This window comes from Polyangium jinanense, assembly GCF_028435365.1.
On the sequence record NZ_JAGTJJ010000002.1, the window covers coordinates 977,409 to 1,001,677 of the forward strand.

Consider the following 24,269-nt stretch of genomic DNA (forward strand, 5'->3'; position numbering starts at 1 on the left):
GAACCTACCTTTATTACACGTTTCCCCCTCGAACCGGGCGACCGAGTGCGAGCAAGGTGCGCCCGAAGTCACCGATGGGGAGGATGCGGCTGGCGGCGCCGAGCCGGATGGCCTCCCGCGGCATGCCGAAGACGACCGACGTGGACTCGTCCTGGACGAGTGTCGTCGATCCAGCGCGCTTCATCGCGAGCAAGCCGAGCGCGCCGTCCTTGCCCATGCCCGTGAGCAGGCAACCGATCGCCGTCCTGCCGATCTCCGTGGCGACCGACTCGAACAGGACATCGACCGAGGGCTTGCACGAGTGCCGTTCCGGGCCGTCGTCGAGCCAGAGCCGTCCCCCGCGCACGACGAGGTGACGCTCGGGAGGCGCCATCAGGATGCGCCCCGTGCCCGGCGGCGGCAGCAGGTCGCCGTGCTTCGCCTCGAAGACGGGGAGCGGCACCATGCCGTCGAGCCAGTCGGCGAACGCGCGGCCGAAGGGCTGGCCGATGTGGATCACGAGCAGTACGGGGAGCGGGAACGTCTCGGGGAGCTCTCGCAGGATCTGCACGAGCGCGCCCGGCCCGCCGGTAGAGGCGCCGATCGCGATGAGCGAGTGCGACGTGCCCGTGTCGGCGAGCGGCATCGGCGCGGGCACGACAGGGGCGCGCGGCGGGATCCGCTCGGGGATTCGCTCGGGGATCCGCTCGGGGATTCGTTCGGTCGGGCGGACGCGAGGAGGAACCGGCGGCCGCACTTGCGGCGGGCTCGGCTTGAGCTTGGCCCGCGGGTGCGTGATCACGCGGATCTTCGCGGCGAGCTTGACCGTCTCGACGAAGCGCCGCGCCCAGGCTTCGTCGGGCTCGTCGCCGGTCGGTTTGTCGATCACCTCGAGCGCGCCGGCCCGGAGCGCGTCGTAGGTCTTGATCATGTCGCCGCGGTTGAACGAGGCCGACACGATCACGATCGGCGTCGGGCAGAACGCCATGATGTGCTCGGTGACCTCGACGCCGTTGCCCTTCTTCAGGATCAGATCGAGCGTGATGACGTCGGGGCGGAGCGACTCGCAGAGCGCGATGCCCCGCGCTCCATCCTCGGCCTCGCCGACCACCTCGCAGCCCGGATCGGCCGTGAGCGCCTGGACGAGGCGGCGCCGCACGGTGAGCGAGTCTTCGATGACGAGGACGCGCGTCTTGCTCATGAAGCCGCCCCCAGAAGCTCGGCGACCTTCCGGACGAAGTGCTTCTGGTCGAACTCGCCCTTCACGATGTACGCGGAGGCTCCGGCCGCGGCGCCTTTCTCGCGATCCTTCGAGGTGGCGAGCGAGGTGACGATGATGACGGGCACGTCGCGCAGCGCGGGATCCGCGCGCGTCGTCGCCGTGAACTCGAAGCCGTTCATGCCCGGCATCTCGACATCCACGATGAACAGGCCGTACTTGCGCGTCTTCGCCTTGCGCAGGCCCTCCTCGGCCGACGCGCTGAGATCCACCTCGTAGCCAGCCGACTCGAGGATGCTCTGCTCCAGCATCCGCGTCGTGAGCGAGTCGTCGATGACCAGGATCGGCAGCCGCTTCGGCGCCTCGCGCCGCGTCTCCGTCGCCGCCCCGCGTCGCGCGCCCGTCCGCGCGAGCGCAGGTGGATCGAGCACGAGCAGCGGATCGCCCTGCGCGTCGAACGCCGCGCCCGCGACGGCTGCCGGCGTCCCCGCGCCCGGCGGCAGCGGCCGGAGTACGACGTCCATCGTGCCGAGCAGCCGATCCACGCCGAGCGCGATCCACGCCTCGCCCGACTGCACGATCACCGCCGAGCAGGCCTGCGGCAGATCGTGCCCCTCGCTCTCGGGCACGAGCACCGCGCCGAGCGGCGTGAACGGCACAGCTCGATCGCCGAACAGGATCCGCTCGCCGTCAGGCCCTTGCAGCCGCTCCGACGCGCTCAAGCGCCGCGTGCCACGCACGGCGTCGAGCGGCACGAGCGCCGTCGATCCGCCGAACATCACGGACAGCACCGGGATCGACGAGAGCGACACCGGCACCTCGATCTCGATCGTCGTGCCCTCGCCGAGCTTGCTCGTGAGCTGCACCGATCCGCGCAGCCGGCTCGCCACCTCGCGCACGACGTCGAGCCCCACGCCGCGGCCCGAGATCTCCGTCACTTCCGCGGCCGTCGTGAGCCCCGAGCGGAACACGAGCGCGAGCGTCGCCTCCTCGTCGAGCTCCTCCTCGCCTGTTGCGAGGCCACGATGCACGGCGGCTCGCCGCACGGCCGCGACGTCGATCCCGCGCCCGTCGTCGCTGCATCGGAACGCGACCATCCGGCCGCGCCGCTCGATCTCCAGGTGGATGCGACCGACCTCGGGTTTGCCCCAGCCGATCCGCTCCTCGAACGGCTCGATGCCGTGATCCACGGCGTTGCGGATCACGTGCAGCAGCGCATCGCGCACGGCCGAGAGCACGTGCCCTTCGAGGCGCACCTCGCCGCCTCGCGCCGAGAAGCTCACGGTCTTGCCGAGCGCCTCGGCCGTGTCCCGCGTCGTGAGCTCCAGCGTGCCGAGGATCGCGCCCACCGGCAGGAGCCGCAGCGTCGCCGCGCGCGACTGCACCTCGCCGAGCTCGCGTTCGATCCGCCCGAGCGACGCGCCGATGTCCCGCTCGGCGTGCACGAGGCTCTGCGTGATCTCGGCGATCTGCGCCGCGAGCCGCGGACTTCGGCCTCGCTCGCCCGGGGTTTGTCCGAGCTCGAGCTCCTCGCGCAGGAGGACCGCGAGCCTTAGCGCGTGCTGCAGCGCGACCAGGCCTCCGTTCAGCGGGCCGACCTGGATGGACGCTTCCGACAAACCTTCGAGCAGCGCGTCCATGTCGGCGATGTCGACGCGCACCGTCTCCAGTCGATCGTCGATCGGCGGCGGCGCGGGCTTGCTCGCGCCCTTGCCCTCGGGCCCCGAGGCGGGCCCGGGCGCGATCGTGGCCCCGAGCTTCATGGTCTCCTCGCGGATCCGTTCGAGGATCCGGAGCAGATCGCTCACGTAATCGCTGGTGATGGTCTCGCCGGCGTCGCGGAACGGGGCGAGCGCGTCCTCGATGGTATGCGCCATCTCGCCGATGCGAACCTGCCGGACCACGCGCGCCGCGCCTTTCAGCGTGTGCGCGAGCCGCATGCAGCGGGCGAGGATCGACCCATCCGTCGGGTTTTTCTCCAGCGCGAGCAGGTCCCGCGTGAGCCCTTCGACGATTTCGTTTGCCTCGTCGCGGAAATAATCCTCGAGCTCGTTCATGGGCGATTCTCCCGGGGCTCGCTCACGACGCGCCCTCGCGGCGCTCTCCGGCCCGCTCCAATGCCCGCGCGACCAGCGATTCGAGGACGAGCACCCCGCGTGCTTCTCCGGCGAGCGTCACGATCTCGCGGACGTGCGCCTCGTCCTCCTTCGCCGAATCGACGGGCACGAGATCGGCGGGGCTCACTTCGAGGCAGGCCTCGATCGACGCGACGCCGATGGCGATCGGCTCGTCGCCGCCCGCGATGAGCAGCCAGCGCGGCTTCTCGTTCCACGTCGGCAGGCCGAGCAGCGCCCCGAGCGCGTGCACCGCGAAGAGCCGGCCGCGAATGCCCGTGATCCCGAGCAGGCCCGGCGGACCCTCGGGCAGGGGCACGACCTTGCGGCACTCGTGCACGCCGTCGATGTCGGACAGCCGAAGGGCGTAGCCCTGTCCACCTGCCTGAATGGCGAGGACGAGCTCACCGGATCGCTCGGCGTCGCGGGGCGGCGCGGCGAACGAGGTGTCGAATGCGCGGCGCAGCTCCACGACGTGTCGCTCCGCTGCAATGTTGGGCGCGGAAACCGGAGCCTCGTCGCCCGACTTGTCCCGTTCCTGCGAACGACCGTTCATCGAGCCCCCTCGACCCCGGAACCGGAAAAAGAATCATGAAGATAGCACGAACCCTGGGGCCCGCACAATCCTTCGCCCCCGTATGATACCGCTCGTTTCGTGCTTCTCTCGCGCACGGCCCGTTTTGCCAATTGCAATGGCAGCGTCCGGTGGGCGAGGGGCCCATGCCTTCGGGACGATCGGCGCGGGATCACGCGGCCTGCTCCTCTTGTCGGATGAGACGCACGAGGTCGCCGGACAACCCGGAGAGCTGCGAGGCGGTGTTCAATGTCTGCGACGAACCGGACTCGCTTTCGCGCGCCGTCTGGGCGACGTCCGCAATCGCAGAGGCCACCTGCTCCATCGCGCTCGTTTGTTGTTTCGTGCTGAGCTCGATTTCACGCGACGCCTCGGCGGTCGAGCCCACGTACTCGACGATCCGCCGGAAGCTCTGCGCCACCTCGCCGAACCGACGCGTTCCCGCCTCCACGGCCTTCGCTCCGTCCTCGGTGGCCATCACCGTCGTATTCGCCGCGGCCCGGATCTCCTCGATGAGCCGGCGGATCTCCTTCGCCGAACCACCCACGCGATCCGCGAGCTTGCGGATCTCGCCCGCCACGACCCCGAACCGACGCCCCGTCTCGCCCGCGCTGACGGCCTCGATCGTCGCGTTGATCGCGAGGATGTTCGTCTGTTCGCTGAGCTCCGAGACGATGTCGAGGATCCCGCCGATCTCCTGCGATTTCCGTCCCAGATCGAGCATGTGCGCGACGATTTGATCGACCTGCCGCCGCACGGTCTCGATCGCCTCCTGCGCGCCCTCGACCGTGTGATTGCCGCCCTTGGCGGCCATTGCCGTCTCGCTCGCGACCTGCGTGACCCGCTGCGCGCTCTCCGAGATTTGCCGCGACGTCGTCACGAGCTCGCGCACCGTCGTGCTCACCTCGGTCGCCGCGGAGACCTGGCCTTTTGCACCCCGGACCTGCTGGGTCGCGGCCGCTTCGAGCTCCGCCGCCGCGCTCCGGATGTGCTGCACGGCCGCGCCGATCCGCGCCCCGAGGCCGCGGGTCAGGAACACCGCGATGCTCGCCACGATGAGCACGGCCGCGAGCGTGCCGAAGATCAGGATCTGGCTCAACCATGCGGCGGCCTGCTTCGCATCCGTGCTGCGCTCGGTGAGGAGCCTTTGCTCGTGGGTCTTCAGCTCGGCCACGACGTGCCGGATCCGATCCATCACCTTCGCACCATTGCCTTCGATGACAATCTTCACCGCAGCGTCGAACCCCTGCGTCCTCCGCGTGTCGATCGTCTCGTCGATCTCGCGCAGGCGCTCCTCCACGAGCGGCCGGAGCTGTTTGACGCGGACTCTCTGGTCCGAGTCGTCGCCGAAAAGCTCTTCGAGCTGCCGGAGCTCGATGCCGACGCCTTTTTTACCCGTGTGATAGGGCTGCAGGAATTCCTCGCGGCCCGTGATCACGAATCCGCGTTTGCCCGTCTCGGTCTCGTCGAGCGCCGCGAGGAAGCTCGACAACCCCGTCATTTCTTCGTGCGCGTGTGTGACCGCCTCGCTCGTCGCGAGGAGCCGCTGCGTGCTCCGATACGAAAAAGCACCAAGCGCGATCAGGATGAGGAGCGGGAGCAAGAACCCCGCCGCGATTTGCTGCCCGACCGTCCATGATTTGCGCACGTTGCCCGCCTCCCTCTTTCCATCCGATCACACGGGTGTCGGGTCTCGCTTCGGGACACCCAGCGCACCGAGCTGGGCCTTGCACAGCTCGAGCAACACCTCCCTGCGAAACCCCCCGCCGAACATCACGATCCTCGCGCGCTCCTCGCGCTGGAGCAGATCGAGCGCCTTTTCGAGCTCCACGCACGCTTGGGCGCCGTATCCCTCGCGCCGGAGCACCATGCCGAGCCGCAAACGCGGCAGCGAGAAGAGCGGATCCCGCCGCTTCGCCTCGCGGTAATGCCACGCCGCCCGCTCGATGTCGCGCTCGTTTTCGCGGAGCAACCCGAGCAGGTAATGCGCCCCCGTCTCGCATTGCCCCCGCGCGAGCAAGGCGCCGAGCGTGCGCTCCGCGTCCCGCAATCGTCCTTTTTCGCCGTAAATGGCCGCCCGGCAGAGCTCGAGCTCCGGCGGCGCGCCCGGACCCGCCGTCGAAACCAGGAGCAGCGCCTCGTCGTGTCGCTCCGCTTCGAGCAGATCGAGCACACGCGCGAGCGCGGAAGGCGCCTCCGCTGCCCGCGCTTGGCCCACGCTCGCCGCATCCCCGGCCTCCCGCGTCTCCGCGATCCGGGCGATCCGGTCCGCCGAGCGCTGGATCTCCTCCGCCCACGCGAACGTGCCGTCCTCCGGCGTGGGCAAGAGCGCGCGCATCGGGGGCTCGGGGAGCGGAAGCGGCAAGAACGCGGGCGTCGTCGTGATCGTCGGGGCGCTCGGGCTTTTCAATCGATAATAAAATGCGTCGTGCTCGTGCACGAGCTCGAAGCCGTCGGAGATCCCCCGGAGGGACTCGCTGTGGCCGAGGAAGAGATATCCGCCCGGCAGGAGCGCCCGGCCAAACCCGGCGAGCGCCCGGTGGAGCGCGCGCTCCGAGAAATAAATGAGCACATTGCGGCAAAAAACGACGTCGTACGTGGCCTCCGGCACGCGCGCGAGCACGTCGAGCAGGTTGCCCTCCTCGAAGGTCACGCGGCTCTGGATGCGCGGATCGAGCACGAACGTCTCGCCGTCTTTCCTGAAAAACTGTTCGCGGATCTTCTGCGAGGCCCCGCGCACGGCCCAGGGCGAATAACGCGCCCGCCGCGCCTTCTCGATCGCGGCCCCGTTCAAATCGAGCCCCGTGATCGACAGGAGCGGCGAGAGCTCCGGCGTGGTCACCTCGGCCGCGATGGCCATCGTATACGGCTCCTCGCCGGACGAGCAGCCCGCCGAGAGAATACGTAACTTCCGCCCCCGCGGCCCCACGAGCGCGCGCTCGGGGAGCACCCGCCGCACGAGCGCGTCGATTTGCATGGGCTCGCGAAAGAAATAGGTCTCGCCGACCGTCACCGCCTCGACCAGGCGTTCGAGCGGAATCGGCCCGCCGCTCTTGATCGGCTTTTCGTCGAGGATTGTCTCGATGCGGTCGCGTTGAAACGCCGAGGGCGCGAGGCCGAAGCGGGCCTCGATGAGGTCCTCGATGCCCTTGGCGTCACGCGGGGCGTTCATCGTGATTCGTCGGAAAGGGAAGCGGCGCCCGGGAGCGCGGCGAACGCGTCCGCCGGGAGCAGGCGCGCGGCGTCCAGCACCGCGAGCGCCTGCCCATCGAGCGAGCCCATGCGCTCGACCTCCGCGGGGAGCGCCGCGCCAAGCAGCGGCGGCAGCGCCTCGAGGCGCTTCTCGTCGAACTCCTCGAGGCCCACCACGTCCTCCACGAGCAGCCCCATCCGCCGCTCGCCCGCTCGCACCAGCACGAGGCGCCGCGCTTCCGTTCGTTCGCTGCCACCGAGAACGGACGATAGCGATACGACCGGAACGACCTCGCCGCGGACCACGGAGACGCCCACGACGAAGCGCGGCGCGTTCGCGACGGGGTCGATCGAAAGCGGGCGCATCGTCTCGACGACCGACGACGCGGGTAACGCGCACACCCAGGAGCGCGCCCGGACGAGCAAAAAGGTGCGTCGACCCGTGGGTTCTTCCATGGCTATCTATCTCCATCGCACGCGCAGACAGCCCTTGTAAAGTGGTCATCCCGCGCTTTCCCCCGTCAAAACATCGACGATCCCCGTGCGAAACCGCGAATGGCTGGTGAAGTGTCGGCGTGATGCTGTTTCACTTCATCGCGCAGGCTCGCGCCGCACCTTCCACACGTGCTCGGCCGGGTACTTTCGTGCCCATTCGAGCGGCACATATCCCTCGTAGGTCGTCTTCGCGCCCTCGGGCGGCCGGATCTCGACGAGGTCCTCGACCACGAACCCCGAGCGCCGGAACAGCCGGATCCACTCGCCGTACGGGAGCTGGAACGACGTCGCGCCGTCCAGATCCTCCCACGGCTTCATGTCGAAGTAATCGTTCACGAGCGCGGGCACCACGAGATCCGTGGCCTTGTCGACGACGAGGTAGAGCAGCGGCGTCGCCATGTTGAAGATGAACATCCCGCCCGGACGCAGGAGCCGCGCCGCCTCCGGGACGGCCTTGTGCGGGTCGGCGAACGTCATCGCCCCGTGATCGCAGAACACGAGGTCGAAGCTCGCGTCCGGCAGCGGCACCGCCTCGGCGCTGCCTTGCACGAGCGTCACGGAAACGCCCTCCCGCTCGACGAGCGCGCGCGCGTGGCGGAGCTGTTCGGTCGAGAGATCGAGCCCCGTCATGCGCGCCCCGCGGCGCGAAAGCGCCACCGACCACTGCGCGGCGCCGCAGCCGAATTCGAGCACGTCCTTGCCCGCGACGTCGCCCAGGATCTGGAGGTCGCGCTCGGGGATGCTCCACACCCCCCAGGTCGGCTCCACGATGCCGAGATGCTCGGCGTGCTGCTGCTGGTATTCACCAGCGATTCGGTTCCAGTACTCCTGGTTCTTCGCGACATGATCCGGCATCGACATTGCAAGCTCCCTCGAGCGGCTTTCGTTGCGTAACGATATCATGCCCTCTATCCGCATTCGAAACGCAAAGCATGCGCGTAGCACGCAATCCGCGCGCCTTCCGTAGCGTGAGCTTTCCGCCATTTGCGCGAGGTGCGCGGGGATCCGATCGTGGGTTTTACCGATGGATCCGGCCGGGCACGCGAGGTGCACCGTGGGGACGTTCATGGTGCGCATGGAATCGGTTCGAGAAGACGAAGCCTCGCGGAGCTCGTCCCGAAAGGATCTCGTCCTCGCGAGCGTCTTCACGGCCCTCGGACTCGCCGCCGTGATCATCGGTCGCGGTGGGCTCGGGGTCATCATCGCCGGCTCCATCGGCTCCGTCGGAGCGAGCGTCGTCGCCGTCGGCCTCGCGGCCCTCGATCCGCGCCTGTCCTACCGCGACAAGGCGCAGGTCGGCCTCTGCATCGTGCTGATGATGCTGTTCTGCGGCTTCATCGTCGGCGATTTGGCCTTCATCCTGGCGGGATACCCGCTCCTCGCCCTCGGCATCGCGGGACTTGTCCCGGCCCTTCGCGGTCAAGCCGCGCCCGGCGCCTCGCGCGCAGCCGCCTCGTCCGCGATGCGCGCGAGCTCGGCCCCCGTCAAGGTTTCGCGGGCGACCAGCGCCTCCGCCGCGGCCTGAAGGCTCGCGCGCCGGGCTTCGAGCAAGGCCCTGGCCCGACCGAAGAGCTCGGCGAGCCGGTCGCGCACCTCCTCGTCGATCTCGCGCGCGGTCTCGTCGCTGCAGAGCCGCTCTTCCTGCGTCACGCCGAGCAGCGGTGAGCCCACGGTCCGCGCGAGCGCGGGCAGTCCGAGCCGCCGGCTCATCCCGAAGCGCGTGATCATCTCTCGCACGAGCGCGGTCGCTCGCCCGAGATCGTCGTGCGCGCCCGTCGACGGCGAGCCATGGCAGAGCTCTTCCGCCGCGCGACCGCCGAGCAGCACCATCACGCGCGTTTCGAGCTCGGACTCCGTGAGCACGTGTCGCTCGTCGCGCGGGACCTGAATGGTCACGCCGAGCGAGATCGCGCGCGCCACGATCGACACCCGCTCCACCGGATCGGCCTCGGGCAAGGCGAGCGCGACGAGTGCGTGTCCCGCCTCGTGGACGGCGACGCGACGCCGCTCGCCCGGCGTCATCATGATGCCGCGGCGGCGCAAACCGAGCTGCACGCGATCGAGCGCGTCCTCGAAATCGGCCTGCGTGATCTCGGTGCCGCTCCGTCGCGCCGCCGCGAGCGCGGCCTCGTTCACGATGTTCGCGAGATCCGCGCCGGCCATGCCCGGCGTCCGCCGCGCGACCGCGCCGAGGTCCACGTCGCTCCCGAGCGGCAAGCGCCGCGCGTGCACCGCGAGGATCGCCTCGCGCCCGGCCAGATCGGGTCGATCGACGATCACCTGCCGATCGAACCGACCGGGCCGGAGCAGCGCGGGATCGAGCACCTCGGGCCGGTTCGTCGCGGCCATCAGGATGACGGTCGCGCGTGGATCGAAGCCGTCGAGCTCGGCGAGTAGCTGCTGCAGCGTCTGCTCGCGCTCGTCGTGCGTCGCGAGCGCGCCGAGCCCGCCGCGGCTCCGGCCGACGGCGTCGATCTCGTCGATGAACACGATACACGGCGCGTTTTTCCGGGCCTCGGTGAAGAGATCGCGAACGCGCGCGGCGCCGAGGCCGACGAACATCTCCACGAACTCGCTCGCGTTGAGCGAGAAGAACGGCACCTCGGCCTCGCCGGCGACGGCCCGGGCGAGCAGGGTTTTTCCGGTCCCCGGCGGTCCGACGAGCAGGATCCCGCGTGGGATCCGCCCGCCGAGCGCCCGGTAACGCGCCGGGTGTTTGAGGAAGTCGACGACCTCCACGAGCTCGGCCTTGGCCTCGTCCACGCCGGCGACATCGGAGAAACGCACCGGCTCGCGCGCCGCGCGGTCGTAGAGCCGGGTCCGCGCGCGGGTGAGCCCGAGCGGCCCGCCCACGCCGCCGCCGGCCCCGCGCCGGAAGGCCGCGAAAAATAGGAGATTGATGATGACGAGCGGGACGATCCACCAGAGCGCGATGACCCAGAACGGCGTGCGCGAGGGGCGCGCGTCGACGGCGACGTCCTTCGTGAGCAGCGCGTCGATGAGCGGCTCGCGCTCCATGCCGGGGATGCGGCCGGTGCGCACCTCCTCGCCTTTCGGGGAGGGCCTGGGCAGGAAGCTCGGCGGCTTTTTTGTGGTCTCCGCGGGCGGCGGGCTTTCCGCCTTCAGCCGGAGGACGACGTCATCGGCTGTGACGGAGGCCGACGCGACGCGCCCTTCCTGGACGAGCCGCACGGCCTCGTCGTAGGGCACGGTGCGCGCGCCCGTAGGCCCGAAGACGCCCGAAAACGCGAGCGCCGCGAGGATCAGGAACGCATAGAAAAGCCAGCTCCACGCGCGTTGTTTCGGGTTGACCTCGGGCATTCCAAGGGGGCCATGGAGACGACGGAGCGCCCCAGCAACCCGCTTGCGCCCATGCTTTCCTTCCGCGAACAGGGAGCGGTCAGAGCCATCCGGGAAGCGGACGAGCGCGCGTCACTTCCTGCAGTTGTTCCAGCGCTCCTGTTCGTCCTTGCAGCTCGTCGACCAATCCGCGCCGCCGCAGCGCCCGGTGTCGTACTCGCAGGCCTGGAGCTCGTCCCAGTAATCGATGCAGCCGCGGCGATCGGCCTCGATTTCTTCGTTGTCGATGTGGCGATAGCAGTCGTCGAGCTGCGGGGCGCTGCAGCCCTCGCAATCGCACTTCATGTCACAGACGGCCTCGGCGTCGGTGCGGCACGCGGGCAGGGCCGCGGTGAGGATGCCGAGGAGGAAGAGCGGGCGGATCGAGGAAAGGAGCAAGTTCTTCATGGTCGGAGCGTACCAGAAGAGCGCCACACGCGCGACCCGCCGCAGGATTTCAATGTTTTTGGCGTGACACTGCACGGTGGTCACGGGAGATTCCACGCCGGAGGAGCCAGCCGAAAACGAGCGCGACGAGGCCGATCGCGCCGGCATCGGGGCCACGGGATCCGGGGATCCGGCAGCCGCAGCCTCCCTCGTCCTCGACGACGAGGTCGGGTTTTTCCTGGCCACCTGCGCCGCCCGCGCCGCCCATTCCACCATTCGCGCCGCCGCTTCCGCCCGCGCCGCCGCTACCGCCCGCGCCGCCGCTACCGCCCGTGCCGCCGATGCCGCCCGCGCCGCCGCTACCGCCTGCGCCACCGCTGCCGTTGCCGCTTCCGGTCGTGAAGCTCTGCGACGCGCTGCACGCCTTGTTTCCCTGCCGATCCTCGGCACACGCGCGGTAGACGACCGTCGTGTCTCCCGGCGCCACGAACGTCGCGCGGAAAAGATCACCCCCGATGAATTGCGCGAGCGCCACGCCGCCCGCGCCTTCCAGCTCGACGAACGCCTTCGCGAGCCTCGGCCCCGCGTCCGTCGTCGACCCGTCGCTCACCGCGAACCGCACGACCCGCTCGCCGCCTGGCATTCCGCTCGGCAGCGCCTCGACGGCGCGGATCACCGGCGGGCGCGTGTCGATCGGCTGCGGCGACACCCCGAAATAAAGCCGATTGCGGAAATCCCCGAACTCGCCCTGCGCCGTGATCACGTCGAGGATCCCGTCGCCATTCACGTCGCCGAGATCGAGCCCGAGGGTGGCGTCATTCTCCGTGGGGAACGTGCCGGCGAGCAGCGTGAAATGGCCCGTGCCATCGTTCACGAGGACCCGCTCGTTCCCCGAAAGCGACGCGATCACCGCGTCGAAATCGCCGTCCCCGTCGATGTCCGCGCATTGCACCTCGTTGTCGTCGGCGCCGATGTTTCCCACGACCCGGGCCGCCGTCTCGTCCGCGAAGACGCCTTTCCCGTCGTTCACGAGGAGCTGCTCGTGCAGGTTCGTCGCGCCATTGTCGAGCCACAGATCGAGGTCGCCGTCGCCGTCGACGTCACACGCGTCCGGGCCGTACACGTACGGGCCCGGTTGATCCGGCAGGTCGCCGTTCGCGTCGACGAACGTGCCCGTGCCGTCGTTCCGGAACAGGAGCGATTCGCCTTTGCGGCTCGCGAGGAGCAGGTCGAGATCAAAATCGCCGTCCACGTCGACGAGGTCCGCGTCGATAGGCCCCGTGCCGATCGCCTGCGTGCCCTGCGGCACGGCCTCGGCCTTTTCCTGGAAAACCCCGGCGCCGTCATTGAGGTAGACCCGCGCCGTGCCGGCCGAGTCTGGCGGATCAGACCCCCAGTCCGTGGAGACGAGGTCGAGATCCCCGTCGCCGTCGAGATCGCCGAACCGCGCGCCCGCCGAGCGCGACGACGTGCCGATCCGCGCGGCGCCCTCGTTCGTGAACAGGGGCGGGGTCTGGCCGTTGTTCACGAAGAGCGCGTCGGGCTGCATGCCGTATGAATCCGGCACATAAAGGTCGACGTCCCCGTCGCCGTCCACGTCGGCGGCCGCGATTTGTCGCACGCGCCCGGAAAAACCCCCGAACGAGGTCCCGCCGACCTCCTGGAAGTTGCCCGTGCCGTCATTGAAGTACGCCGCGAGCGGCGCGGTCGTGGACGGCGTATAATACCCGCCGCCATTCGCGAAGACGGCGTCGAGATCTTTGTCGCCGTCGAGGTCGACGAGGAGCACGTAATGGGAATAGCAACCCTCGTTCGAGGCGGCGCAGGGCTGCGGGGAGCCGAGGTTTTCCGTCTTTTCGACGAAGATCGGCGCCGCGGCCGCAGAGGCCGGGAGGCTCGTGAGGGTAAGCAGGGTGAGGCAAGCTGAAAGTCGAGGGCGCATGCCGCGCAGGGTAGCGGCACGCGCCCCGATGTCGAGCGTTCGGGCATCAGGCGCCGGAGGGCGCGCTCGACGCGAGATCCGACGGGTTGAGCTCGATCGGATAGAACACCTCGAGCGAGCCCTTCGTCGCGGCCGGCAGCGTCATCGAGCCGAGCTCCTTCGCGAGGCAGCTCCCGAGCGCCGCGTCGCCGATCGAGCCGCCGCTCACGCGCGACGAGCTCACCGAGCCGTCCTTCTCCACGTGCATCCGGACGATCACCTTGCCGCCGAGGCCCGGATCCTTCTTCAGCGCCTCCGCATAACAGGCGCGGAGCGCCGGGATCTTCGCGTTTGCCTGGCGCATGACCTCCTCCGGAGCGACGCGCCCATCCGGCGTCACCGCGTCCGCCGCGGGCACGGCCTCGCCCGACACGAGGCGGAGGTCTTTCATTTCATAACCATAATCGCCCTTCTTGGCGTTGCCCGACTCCGAAACCGCCTCCGCCGTCGTCTTCTCGTCGACCCCTGCCGCATCGGCCGCGCAGCCGCCGATGAACATCGCCGAGAAAAGGCCAATCGTGAGCGAAAGGATCGAGTGCTTGAGCGTCGTCATGGGAACCTCCATTCGATTCAGCCGGGGTTGTTGTTGGCTTCGTCGAGGAGCCATTGCAGCAGGCGTGCCATGCCCAAACGGGCCCCGGGGCGCGGGAATTCGTGGCCTGGCTCTCTGAAACACGCCTGCTTCCGGCTGCCGCGTGGCGGTTGCACCGGTTGCACCCCCTGTTGCACCCGTTGCACCCGTTGCACCCCTACTTCTTGAACGCGTCCGGCTCGATCCCGTACCGCTTCATCCAGCGCTGCACCTGCATCCGCGCCTTGCCCATCGCGCGCGCCACGGCCGAGACGTTGCCCTTGTGCTCGCGGAAGAGCCGCACGAGCTCCTCGCGCAAAGGTTCGCCTTCGTGGTCCTTCGCCGCCGCGGGCTCCTCCGCGGGCGCCTCGTCGCGCGCCCAGGGCGGGAGGTGGTCGAGCGTGACCTCGCCCCCGCCCGCGAGCGCGAGTGCCGCGCCGAGCACCTTCTCGAGCTCGCGCGCGTTGCCCGGGAACGCATGCTCGAACATCGCGCGCGCCGCCGACGGATGGAGCCGCACGGAAGGCGCCTCGGGCCCCGCGTGACGCTCGATCAGCGAGGCCGCGACGAGCCAGAGGTCCTCGCGACGCTCCCGTAGCGGCAAGAGCTCGATGCGATGGCCCGCGAGCCGATGGAAGAGGTCCGCGCGAAACGTGCCTGCCTCCACCATGCGTTCGAGGCCGCGGTTCGTGGCCGAAACGAACCGCACGTCGACCTTCACCGGCGAAGTCGCCCCGATCGGCCGCACCTCGCGCTCTTCGAGCACGCGGAGGAGCGCCGCCTGCGCGGGCGGCCTTAGCTCGCCGATCTCGTCGAGGAACAAGGTGCCGCGATCGGCCGCGCGCACGAGCCCCGGCCGATCCTCCTTCGCATCGGAGAACGCGCCGCGCCGATGGCCGAACAGCTCCGCCTCCACGAGCGACTCCGGCAGCGCGCCGCAGTTCACCGCGACGTACGCCCCCGATCGCCCCGAAAGCGCGTGGATTGCGCGCGCCGTGACCTCCTTGCCCGTGCCCGTCTCGCCCGTCACGAGGATCGGGAGCGTCGCCCGCGCGATCACCGCGAGCGTCTCGTACGCGCGGCCGAGCGAGGGCAACAGCGTCGCAAGGCCTGGCGCTTTTGCCTTGTCCCAGGCGACCTCGACGACGGGCGGATCCTCGGGCGTGACCTCGAGCCCCTCGCGGAACACGAAAAACGTGCGGCCGAGCTCGATCAGATCTCCATCGGCGAGCGCCGCGCGCGTGACGGGCTCGCCGTTCACGCGGGTTCCGTTCTTCGAGCCGCTGTCCTCGATCGTGAACCGGCCGAGGACTTTTCCGATCCGCGCGTGGTTCGTGGACATCCAGGCGTCGTCCACGCGCACGGCGAGCCGCCGCGATGATACGCGTTCGAACGATCGCGCGGAGCCGCGGCCGAGGGCGACCTCGTCGAGCCCCGCGAGCGAGAGGCGCGCGGCGGGGGCGAACGGGCGGTGGCTCTCGAGGCAGAGCAAGAGGAGCGGCGCGCGAATGGCCGCGCGATCGCTGCCCGCGTCTCTCGTCGGCGAGAGCGTCTTCGTGTCGCTGCTCGTCATGCGAGAGCCGTTTTACTTCATGCGGCGAACGAAGTCGCGCAGGCGCGGATCCGCCCCAGCCCAGGCCTTGTCCACGGCGGCGTCGAGCGAGCGTGCTTCGTCCGTCTTTCCGGCCGCGCGGAGCATCTCCGCGAGCCGAACGCGCGCCGCCATCGCATCGAACGGCACGTCCCACGGTTGCACGAGGCAGCCCCGGTATGCCTCCTCCGCTTCTTTCTTCGAACCGCGTTTTTCCAGGGCGAGGGCTGCTTCGAACTCGCCTTCCGCAGCGCGCGCGTCTCCCTTCTCGCGCCCGAGCAAGCGACGGATGCGGAGCTCGTCCTTGGCGAGCGCCTCCGCTTGTTGTTCGCGTCCGAGGATCTTCTGCCGCCCGATTTCGAGCTTCCACGCCGCGAAGGCGTCGTCCACGCGGCCGGAGAGCAGCATCGCGCCGATGCGCAACGTGGCGCCTTCGTGGTTCGCCTCGGGATCGGGTTCGCCGAGCAGCTCCTCCGCGATCGCGATCGCCGCCCGCCCGTCGAGCGAGGCGAACGCGACGTACGCTCGATCCCGGGCGATCTCCGCGCGCGTCGCCGTCTCCACGCCGAGCGCGCCACGGATCTCGACCGCCTCGCGCGCCTCCTCGATGCGGCCTGCTTCGAGCAGCCGCTTGGTCCACCGGCCCCGCATCTCCGGCAGCGCCGCGCCCATCCAGCCGAGGAAACGCGAGAAACGCGGATCGTCGTCGTCCGCCGCGGGCAGCGCGCAGCGCAGGATCGGCAGCGCCATCGTGGGCCAGCGCTTCGCGAGCCAATCGGCCATCGGCAGCGTCTGATCCGTCACGATGCACCCACACGACGTGTAGAGCGCCGCGAAATCCGGGGCCTCCGCGAGCTCACCGTACGACTGGATCAGAAGCGACACGCCACGCTCGACCTCCGGCTGCGGCGAGGGAGGAACGTACGTCCTCAAAACACCTTCGAGCAGGTTCGCGCGACTTTGGGAGAGACCCCCGAGCCGCCCGAGCGCAGCCTCCTTCGCCGCCTGGGTCCGCGCCGGATCTCCCTTGCTCCGGAGATCACACGCGAAGAGCGCGTGCGCCACGGCCGAGGTCGGCTGCGATCGGACGAGCGCCTCCGTCTCGACGCCGTCCCACGCCGCGAAGCCGAAGGCGCGCCGCCGCACCACGCGCTCGATCCGGCGCGCGCTCTCCGCGTCCGATGCGCCCCACCAAACGAGGTGCTCCTTCGACGGAGCCGGCCGGGTGAGCGCCGGCAGGAGCGCCTGGATCGCGGCGTTCGTCGCGGCGATCGGCGTCTCGCCTTTGCCTTCGGCCTTCTTGCCGGCGATGGCGAGCGTGACCTTCGTGGACCCCTCGGCGATCTCCGCGTTCACGTCGAGCCGCGCGGCGGGTTCGTTTTTCCAAACCACCCCGAGCTCGATCGCGAGGCGCGCGCAGGCCCCTTTGCCGAGCGCATCGCCGAGCGCGGCCGTCGCGCCCGTCCCCGTGATCGTCGCGGCCGCGCACTCGACGGCCTCGACGACCGCGATCGGCGCGGGCGCCGGAGTTGGCATGGGGGCGAGCGTTTTTTCTCGCAGCAACAGCACGCCGCCCGCGGCGAGCGCCACGATCCCGAGCGCCGCCGCGATTTTCCGCCCGAGCGATCGTCCCTTCGCTTTGGGCTCGTCCGCGGGCGCCTGCGAGACCGCCGCGGCCTCCGGAGCCGTGACGGATTTCGGGGGTGGCAGGACAATCTTTTCTTCGCCCCCGAGCGAGAGCGTCTGCGTCCGCTCCTGCGCGGGCGCGACCTCGGGCACCGTCTCCGCGTCGGGCGAGGCCACGCGCGCGGGCGCCTCCGGGGCCGCCTGCATCGCGCTCTCGGCCTTCACGTCGAGCGCGCGCGCGAGCGCCTCAGCGGCCGCGCCCGCGCTCGGGAAACGAGCCTCGACATCCTTCGCCGTCGCCTGCGCGAACCACGTGTCGAACGCGGCGGGCAGCGTGACGCCGGACTTCGCCGCGCGTTCCGAGGCGGGCACCTTCGGCCCGTCGAGCGTCGTCAGCGCGAACGAGAGCGTGCTCTCCGAGGCGAGCGCCTCGTCGGCCCAGTACTCGCGCCCGACGAGCAGCGAAAACGCTACCATGCCGAGCGCATACACGTCCGTCGCCGGACCGACCTTGCTGTTCCGGAGCTGCTCGGGCGCCATGTAGAACGGCGTCCCCACGGCCGCGGTCGTGCCCGCCGTCTCGGCCACGCGCTTCACCACGCCGAGATCGAGCAGCTTGATGCGCGGCGCCTCGCCCGCGCGCTCCGCCACGAACAGGTTCGAAGGCTTCAGATCCCGATGCACGATCGACGCGGCGTGCAGCGCGTCGAGCCCGCGCGCCGTCTGCGTGATCCACGTCGCGACCTCTTCGGGCGAGAGCCGTCCGAGCCGCGCCTTCCTGCGGCCGAGGTCTTCGCCGCGGAGCAGCTCCATCACGAGGAACGGGCTTTCGGTCGCTTCATCGACGCCGGCGTCGAGCACCTCGACCACGTGCGCGCTCTCGACGAGCGCCGCGGCGCGCGCTTCGAGCCGGAACCTCTCGCGCAGCGCCGCGCTCTCGGCGACGTGCGGCAGCATCACCTTGAGCGCCGAGGGCCGCTCGGTCTCGAGGTGCCGCGCCTCGTAGACCGCGCCCATGCCGCCCGCCGCGATTCGACGTACGATCCGGTAACGTCCGGCGAAGACGGTGTTCTCGGCGAGCATCGAGCCCGGGCCATTGTGCACAAGGTCTCGGAGCCGAGGTATCTTTTTGGTATACTCGCCGAATCTTTCGGCAGCGGCCTCGGGCCGCGGAGAGGCGTTAACGATGGTTACCTTGGAGGATGGGAAGCGATGGTGCGTCGCCCTGGCCATCACGCTCGGCGCATTCGCTTGCTCTTCGGGCGGCGGAGAAAGTGCGGGCGGCGAGGGCGGCACGGCCGGCGCGGGAGGCGTGGTGGGCCCGGGATCGGGCGGGAATGCGGGGACGACGACGGTCGCCTCGTCCTCGTCGAGCGTGGGCGCTGTGGCGAGCTCAGCGGCGAGCGTGGGCTCCGGCGGCGCTGGCGGCACGATGTCGTTCGTATGCGATCCGCCCGCCGAGCCCGGCAGCTTGTACGAGCATTCGGTCGAGTCCTACGACGTGAACGACCTCGAACCGGTGCCGCTTTGCAAGTACCGCGGCGAGGTCCTGCTCATCGTCAACACCGCTGCCGCTTGAGGCTACACGCCGCAATATGCGGGCCTCCAGGTCTTGGAGGACAAGTTCAGCGGTCAAGGTTTCCACGTGCTCGGCTTTTTGAGCAACGATTTCGGCAATCAAGGAGGTTCGGACGAACAGATCGGCGGGTGCATCGACAGCTATCATTTGAGCTTCAAGCAATTCGCGATCGATCACGTGAAGGATCCGGACGGCGCCGGGCCGGAGGTGCCGCAGCCCGTCTGGCAATGGATCCTCGCGCAGCCGAATCCAGGCCCCGCGCCCACGATCGAGCCCTTGTGGAACTTCCACAAGTACCTGATCTCGAAGGACGGAAAACTCGTGGCCGAGTGGACCTCGTCGACCTATCCCGGCGACGATCCGCAGAACCCGAACGACAGCTTTGACACGAACCCCATCGTCCAGGCCATCCAGGCCGAGCTCGCCAAATAACGATTCGTTTCAGCGCGCGTGCCGGTGCTCGACCATCAAGCAACGGTCCTGCACGACCTCGATCCCCGCGTCGGCGAGGCGCGCGGCGGCTTCGTCGTTGCGAATGCCCGACTGGAACCAGACGACCTTCGGGCGCATGGCGAGGATGTCGTCGAGGTGCGGCGGGATGTCGCTCGGGCGCCGGAAAACGTCGAGGATGTCGATCTCGCCAGGCACGTCGGCGAGGCGCCGATACACGGGCTGGCCGAGGATGCGCGTGACGTCGGGGTAATAGACGGGGACGGGGACGACCTCGACGCCCGCGCCTTGGAGATACGCGGGCACGTAGTACGCAGGCTGGCCTGCTTGCTCTTCGGTCTTGATGCCGAGGACGGCGACCCGCTTGGCATTGCGGGCGATCTCCGCGATGCGGCGGCTGTCCGTGACGATGCGACCCTTCGGTTCGGCTGTGGCCATGCGGCGGAGCCTAACCACGGGTTCGCGGGCATGCACGTCAGGGCTTGGGGACGAACAGGAATTGGCCGCTTTTCGGCAGGTTCGCGTCGAAGCGGAAGAGGGTCGGCGTCTGCTTGGCTTCCTTCTTGTCCTCGACCGAGCGGGGCACGCGCTCCTTGACGAACTTCGCGAGCTCCTCGTCGGTCACCACGTGATCCTGGTTCGCGTCGGCCGCCGCCGTGCCCGCGGCCGAGACGGCGAGCCCTTCGAGGAGGAACGCCGTCATCGCCGAATGCCCGCCCCAGGCCCACGCCCGCTCGTCCGGGTCGTCCTCCCACGCCCGCTGGCCCTTGCTGCCCGCCGTCAGAACGACCTCCGCGCGCTCTTTCCACAACGAACCGAGGTGCGTCTCGAGCTCGTCGTCGCCCTTCGCGCCCACGGCCCAGCCGCTGTAGCAGCAATCGAGCAGGAGCATCACATGCTTCGCGGGCACGCCTTTGCGGATGTCGCTCACGAGGTCCTGCATGTCCCAGCCTTTGTGCGAGCTCGGCAAATGCGCGAGTTTGCCGAAGAACTCCGCCGGCTGGAGGACGCCGTAATCCTGGCGCGCGCCTTTGATGTAACCGCCGTGGCCCGAGTAATAAAAGAGGAACGAGCTGTCCTCCTTGTCGCCGAACCGCGCGCGGAATTTTTCGACCGCGAGCTTGAGGCCTTCGGCCGTGGGAACACCGTCCGTCTTGTCGCCCGGCGCGGGCTGGTCGACGAGGTACAGGATGTTTTCGCGCTTGTAGCCGTATTTCGTGATGAGCAGGTCGCGCATCGCCCGCGCGTCGCGGCAGGGCGAATGCAGCGCGTGTTCGCCCTCGTAGCCGCATACGCCCGCGACGAGCGCGTACGGCTCGATCGAGCGTGGTCCGTCGTTCTTCGCGATGAGGCTGATCACCTCCGCCGCGGGCAGCGGATCGCCCTTGCTACCTCGCGGACGACCCTCCTTCGCGGGGACGTTTGTCTCGGTCGTGTCGTCGTTCGAAACCGCCGCCGGCCGCGCGTCCGCGACCACGGTAGGTTTGTCCTGGTTATGCAGGATCCATCCGACCCCGATCGCGCCAGCGAGCGCCGCGGCCGCGAGCGCGCCGGCCGCGACGAGCCGCCCGCGCCCGTTTCCCTTTCGAATCGGCCGGAGCCGCAATTCCTTTTCGAGGCATTCGACGATCTCCTCGAACGAGAGCGCCGTCCCCTCGCGCGGCGCCGCGGCGAGCGTGCCGCCGTGATCCTTGCCGTCGTACCACGGCGCCGCCTCTTTTCCTTGCGCCGCCCGCGCCCGGTTTTCCCGCTCCCCGAGCGCCTTCGCCAGAAGCCCGACCTTCGCGCGGCTCGCGGGATCGGCGCTCAAGACGATCATCTTCTTGTCCTGCTCGACGAGCAGGAGCGGATATCCCCGACCGCCCGGCGCGCGGGCATCCGTTCGCGCCCACAGCTTGAATTGCGTCGCGATCGGGCGCTGAATGCACAGCAGCGGGAGCGTCCGCGCGACGCCGCCGCTCATTGCGCCAGGCAATTCGGCGAAAAAGCCCAGGCTCCGCCCGAGGTCCTCCTCGTAGAGCTTGTGGTCCTGCGCGAGCAATGCGACAAACCGTTCGAGGCGCGCCTCGCCCGCGACGAGGTCGTCGTCGTAGAGCCGTGCGCCCGCGGCGAGCTTTTTCCCGACGACCGCGCAAAATGCGAGCGCGTCGTCGAGGAAGGCCTCCCGCCGCGGCGGGTCTTCGAGCAAATGGTGCTGCGCGAGCGCGAGATAAACCGCCTGCACCGCGTGCTCGGGCTCCACGCGATCGGGCCAGAGCCCCTGCCGCACGTCGCCCGCATACCGGCACATCGCTTCCCACGCGGGCGGGAGCGCCTCGCCGCGCCGCTTGCACGTGAGCAGATAGAGCGCCCACGCTTCGTCCAGGTGCGGAAACGAGCGAATCGCAATCGTGGCGCCTTCGAGCGCGGCGCCCTCTGTGGCAAAGGGCGCCTCGCCGCGAAAGACGAGCAGCGAGAGCGAATCGTGCCCCGCCGCGGCCTTTCGATCGAGCCAGAGCGTCGCGATCTCGGGGCGAACGCCTTCCGCGGCCCATACGAGCGAGAGTCCTGCGAGAGGGCCCATGGGAAAACTCCTCGAAAGGTTTCTATTCGAGTGATCGGGCCTGGAACAGCTCGCCGGCGACCTTCTTGAACTGCGCCTGGGTCGGCTTCTTCGTGAAGACCGAAGGACGGACCATCTTGCCGCCGGCGAGCGAGGGATCCATCGTCGCCGCGCCATTCGCGTCGATGCGATACGCGCGCTCGGCCAGACCCGTCGAGGGCGACCCCGTGAAGAGGACGAGGTCGAAGCGGCCGTCCTGGTCCGTGTCGTAATAGGTCCACTCGGCGCCGTCGCGGTGCAAGAACGCGAACTCGGGCTTGAATTTGCCGCCCGTGATCACCTCCTGCGCCGAGAGTTTGCCCGGGGCGGGGCTGTCCTTGTTCACGTCGACGACGAGCGAGGTCGACGTCATGCCCGCCGAGACGATGACCGCCTTGTCCCAGCCCGTCTTGGGGCCGAAACCCGTGCTCCACCGCGAGGTGTCGCCGAAGCTGAAATAAATGCCGCCGTGCCGCAGCGGATCCGGGAACGAGTCGAGCCCGTCGTCGGCGATCGCCGAGGTCGCCGAGGGAATGGCACGCACCGCCACGCGGCCGAGACGCGCCGCGAGTGTGCCATTCTCGAGCAGCCGCGGGCGCAGCATCTTGCGGCCCACGTGCTCGGGCGCGGGTTCTTTCCGGCCGCCCTCGCCGAGCCGGTACGCTTCGAGCGCGACGCCCGTGCCGGCGCGGCTCGTGTACGTGAGGAAATCGAATTTGCCGTCGTCGTTTCGGTCGTAATAGACCCAGAGCCGCGGGCCCTGCGCGATCATCGTGGCCTCGGCGTCCACCGCCTGCTTTTCGAGCAGCGCCTGCGCCGCGTCGTTCTTGTGCACCTCGCCGAGCGTGCCCTGATCGACGTCGAACACGAAGCCATGGCTGTAGACCGAGCGCGTGACGAGCGTGTCCGTGCGGCCGTCGCCATCCATGTCCTCGATCGCGACCTCGCGGCCGCCGCCGAGCAGCGGGCTCGGGAGGTTTTCCGCGGGCTCGCCGCCCCGCGACTCGACCATCGACGCGCCGAGCGTGATCGACCCGAGCCGCGCGAGCGCATTCCGTTCCGCGCTCTGCACCACGAGGTCGGGCTGGATCATGGGGCCGCCCGAGCCGAGCGCGTCGTCCTTGCCGAGCTTGCCGTTCTTGCCGATGCGGTAGCCGTGGGTCACGCGGCCCGAGCCGCGTTCGTCATGAAGAACCACGTCGTAACGGCCATCGTCGTCGGTGTCGTACCAGGCGAAGCTGCCGTCCCGCGTTGCCAGGTAGATGACCTCCGCGTCGAACCCGCGCTTGCCGTAGAGCGCGCCGACGTCGGGTTTGCCCGCGCCATCGCCGATCGTGCTCTGGTCGAGGTCGTAAAACCGCGCCATCGCCGCGCGGCCCTCGGTGCGCAGGACGTCGTAGCGGCCGTCGAGATCCGCGTCCTCGATCGTCGCCTCCTCGCCGCCGTCGAACCACGGGTCGGGCAGGACGTCCGCAGGCTGGACCGGGATCTCCGAGAGGAACGTGCGGATCTCGGAGACGTGCACATGGAAGGTCGCGCGGTTCTCGCTGTTGCCGTAGCCGAAGCTGTTCAGGCCGACGAGCTCGTTGCCCCGATTGACGAGCGGGCCGCCGCTGTCGCCCGGCCAGTTCGGGCAGGTGGATTGCACGACCATGAGGGGTTTGTCGTGTTCTAACACCTTCTTGAGGCCCTCGAACATCTCCTGCTTGCGCTTGGGGCAAGCGTCGTCGCCCGCGGATTCGCTGCCGCTGCACTCGAGCGAGACGAGCTGCGAGAGGTGCGTGGCGAGCTTGCCGACGGCCGCGACCTCGCCGTCCTTGATCGCCCAGACGAGGCCCGAGCCGGCGTGGCCGAGGCTCGCGACGGGCTCGCCGGGGGCCGGATCCTTCGCGGCCGGGCGGATGAAAGGCAGGTCCTTGTGGTTGCCTTCGAGCTTGATGATCGCGAGGTCGCGCATCGGATCGGCCTTGTGCACCCAGGCCGTGATCGGTTTGTTCGTGCGCTCCATGGCGCCCGATTTGTCGAGCTTGCCGAGCTCGACCGAGACCTTGATGCGGAAGTCCTCGCGCTCGCCGCTGTCGACGACGTGGTTGTTCGTGAGGATCCAGCCCGTGGGGCCGACGATCACGCCGGTGCCGAGGCCCGTGGGCGTCCGGATGATCACGGTGGCCGGCGCGACCGCGCGGTAGTTCTCCCGCACGTCGCCCTTGCCGCCCTCGGGCAACGACGCGAGGGCGCTCTTCGTGCTGGCCGCGTCGGGGCTCGGCAGGAGCTCGGCGCGGCGCAGGAGGTCGAGCATGCTGCGGCTCGGGACACGCGCGGTGCTCGGTGCCTGGGCCTTCGTCGCTTCGGCTTTCGTGGCCTTCGCGGCGGGGGCGGGGCCCGCCTTCGCGCTCGCGGGATCGGGCGGAGGGGCCGGCGTCGCGCCGCCGCACGCTGCGACGAGCGGCCCGAGGATCGCTGCTGCGACGTACCCCGAGGACCCGCCCAACCTGCCGAACCATCGCTTGCCCATGTTCTCCTCCGAGCGCGCTACCGCTCTCGAACCCATACCAAATTCGGGACGGTTCAGAAACCCCTGGCCGCGAACG

General features: G+C 69.5%; 18 protein-coding genes and 1 pseudogene. 3 read left to right on the forward strand and 16 right to left on the reverse strand.

Features of this window, described 5'->3' with window-relative positions:
- Window positions 1–13: 13 nt before the first annotated feature.
- From cheB to KEG57_RS08980, 7 genes are all read right to left on the reverse strand, one after another.
- Window positions 14–1,180 (reverse strand): chemotaxis-specific protein-glutamate methyltransferase CheB, encoded by a 1,167-nt coding sequence (gene cheB / locus KEG57_RS08950; RefSeq protein ID WP_272417650.1) that lies wholly within the window; start codon window positions 1,178–1,180, stop codon window positions 14–16.
- Complete coding sequence (locus KEG57_RS08955; RefSeq protein WP_272417651.1) at window positions 1,177–3,255, reverse strand: hybrid sensor histidine kinase/response regulator; 2,079 nt, start codon at window positions 3,253–3,255, stop codon at window positions 1,177–1,179. Before KEG57_RS08955 ends, cheB begins: the two co-directional genes overlap by 4 nt.
- Before the next feature lie 22 nt (window positions 3,256–3,277).
- Entirely contained in the window at window positions 3,278–3,868 is a 591-nt protein-coding gene (locus KEG57_RS08960; protein ID WP_272417652.1) for a chemotaxis protein CheW, read from the reverse strand.
- Window positions 3,869–4,058: 190 nt separating this feature from the next.
- Window positions 4,059–5,534, reverse strand: a complete 1,476-nt coding sequence (locus KEG57_RS08965; protein ID WP_272417653.1) for a CHASE3 domain-containing protein — start codon at window positions 5,532–5,534, stop codon at window positions 4,059–4,061.
- 27 nt (window positions 5,535–5,561) lie between these two features.
- Window positions 5,562–7,058 carry a CheR family methyltransferase gene (locus tag KEG57_RS08970; RefSeq protein WP_272417654.1) on the reverse strand — a complete coding sequence of 499 codons (1,497 nt, stop codon included), beginning with the start codon at window positions 7,056–7,058 and terminating at the stop codon, window positions 5,562–5,564.
- Window positions 7,055–7,534 carry a chemotaxis protein CheW gene (locus KEG57_RS08975; RefSeq protein ID WP_272417656.1) on the reverse strand — a complete coding sequence of 160 codons (480 nt, stop codon included), beginning with the start codon at window positions 7,532–7,534 and terminating at the stop codon, window positions 7,055–7,057. The genes KEG57_RS08970 and KEG57_RS08975 overlap by 4 nt, the downstream gene beginning before the upstream one ends.
- 135 nt (window positions 7,535–7,669) lie before the next feature.
- Window positions 7,670–8,434 (reverse strand): class I SAM-dependent methyltransferase, encoded by a 765-nt coding sequence (locus KEG57_RS08980; protein ID WP_272417657.1) that lies wholly within the window; start codon window positions 8,432–8,434, stop codon window positions 7,670–7,672.
- 214 nt (window positions 8,435–8,648) lie between these two features.
- On the opposite strand from KEG57_RS08980, the gene KEG57_RS08985 reads away from it, so the two are divergent.
- On the forward strand, window positions 8,649–9,098 hold the full coding sequence (locus KEG57_RS08985) for a hypothetical protein (RefSeq protein ID WP_272417658.1): 450 nt from the start codon (window positions 8,649–8,651) through the stop codon (window positions 9,096–9,098).
- Here the strand turns inward: KEG57_RS08985 and ftsH are convergent.
- The 6 genes from ftsH to KEG57_RS09015 form a co-directional block, all read right to left on the reverse strand.
- A complete protein-coding gene (gene ftsH / locus KEG57_RS08990) occupies window positions 8,993–10,894 on the reverse strand; it encodes an ATP-dependent zinc metalloprotease FtsH (protein ID WP_272417659.1) in 1,902 nt (633 codons plus the stop codon). The genes KEG57_RS08985 and ftsH overlap by 106 nt on opposite strands.
- 111 nt (window positions 10,895–11,005) lie before the next feature.
- Window positions 11,006–11,320, reverse strand: coding sequence for a hypothetical protein (locus KEG57_RS08995; RefSeq protein ID WP_272417660.1), 315 nt, complete (start codon window positions 11,318–11,320; stop codon window positions 11,006–11,008).
- Between the two features lie 49 nt (window positions 11,321–11,369).
- On the reverse strand, window positions 11,370–13,241 hold the full coding sequence (locus tag KEG57_RS09000; RefSeq protein ID WP_272458368.1) for an FG-GAP repeat domain-containing protein: 1,872 nt from the start codon (window positions 13,239–13,241) through the stop codon (window positions 11,370–11,372).
- A gap of 46 nt (window positions 13,242–13,287) precedes the next feature.
- A complete protein-coding gene (locus KEG57_RS09005; protein WP_272458369.1) occupies window positions 13,288–13,833 on the reverse strand; it encodes an AgmX/PglI C-terminal domain-containing protein in 546 nt (181 codons plus the stop codon).
- Window positions 13,834–14,029: 196 nt separating this feature from the next.
- On the reverse strand, window positions 14,030–15,424 hold the full coding sequence (locus tag KEG57_RS09010; RefSeq protein WP_272417663.1) for an FHA and sigma-54 interaction domain-containing protein: 1,395 nt from the start codon (window positions 15,422–15,424) through the stop codon (window positions 14,030–14,032).
- Window positions 15,425–15,436: 12 nt separating this feature from the next.
- Window positions 15,437–18,172, reverse strand: a complete 2,736-nt coding sequence (locus tag KEG57_RS09015) for a serine/threonine-protein kinase (protein WP_272458370.1) — start codon at window positions 18,170–18,172, stop codon at window positions 15,437–15,439.
- Between the two features lie 82 nt (window positions 18,173–18,254).
- On the opposite strand from KEG57_RS09015, the gene KEG57_RS09020 reads away from it, so the two are divergent.
- On the forward strand, window positions 18,255–18,647 hold the full coding sequence (locus tag KEG57_RS09020) for a hypothetical protein (protein ID WP_272417665.1): 393 nt from the start codon (window positions 18,255–18,257) through the stop codon (window positions 18,645–18,647).
- 12 nt (window positions 18,648–18,659) lie between these two features.
- A pseudogene (locus KEG57_RS09025) lies at window positions 18,660–19,079 on the forward strand (hypothetical protein); the annotation flags it as partial.
- 9 nt (window positions 19,080–19,088) lie between these two features.
- Here KEG57_RS09025 and KEG57_RS09030 read toward each other — a convergent pair.
- The 3 genes from KEG57_RS09030 to KEG57_RS09040 are packed head-to-tail and all read right to left on the reverse strand — an operon-like array spanning window position 19,089 to window position 24,193.
- Window positions 19,089–19,535 (reverse strand): CoA-binding protein, encoded by a 447-nt coding sequence (locus KEG57_RS09030; protein ID WP_272417666.1) that lies wholly within the window; start codon window positions 19,533–19,535, stop codon window positions 19,089–19,091.
- Window positions 19,536–19,572: 37 nt separating this feature from the next.
- Window positions 19,573–21,660, reverse strand: coding sequence for a caspase family protein (locus KEG57_RS09035; RefSeq protein ID WP_272417667.1), 2,088 nt, complete (start codon window positions 21,658–21,660; stop codon window positions 19,573–19,575).
- A 22-nt stretch (window positions 21,661–21,682) separates the two neighbouring features.
- Entirely contained in the window at window positions 21,683–24,193 is a 2,511-nt protein-coding gene (locus KEG57_RS09040; protein ID WP_272417669.1) for a S1 family peptidase, read from the reverse strand.
- Window positions 24,194–24,269 lie beyond the last annotated feature (76 nt).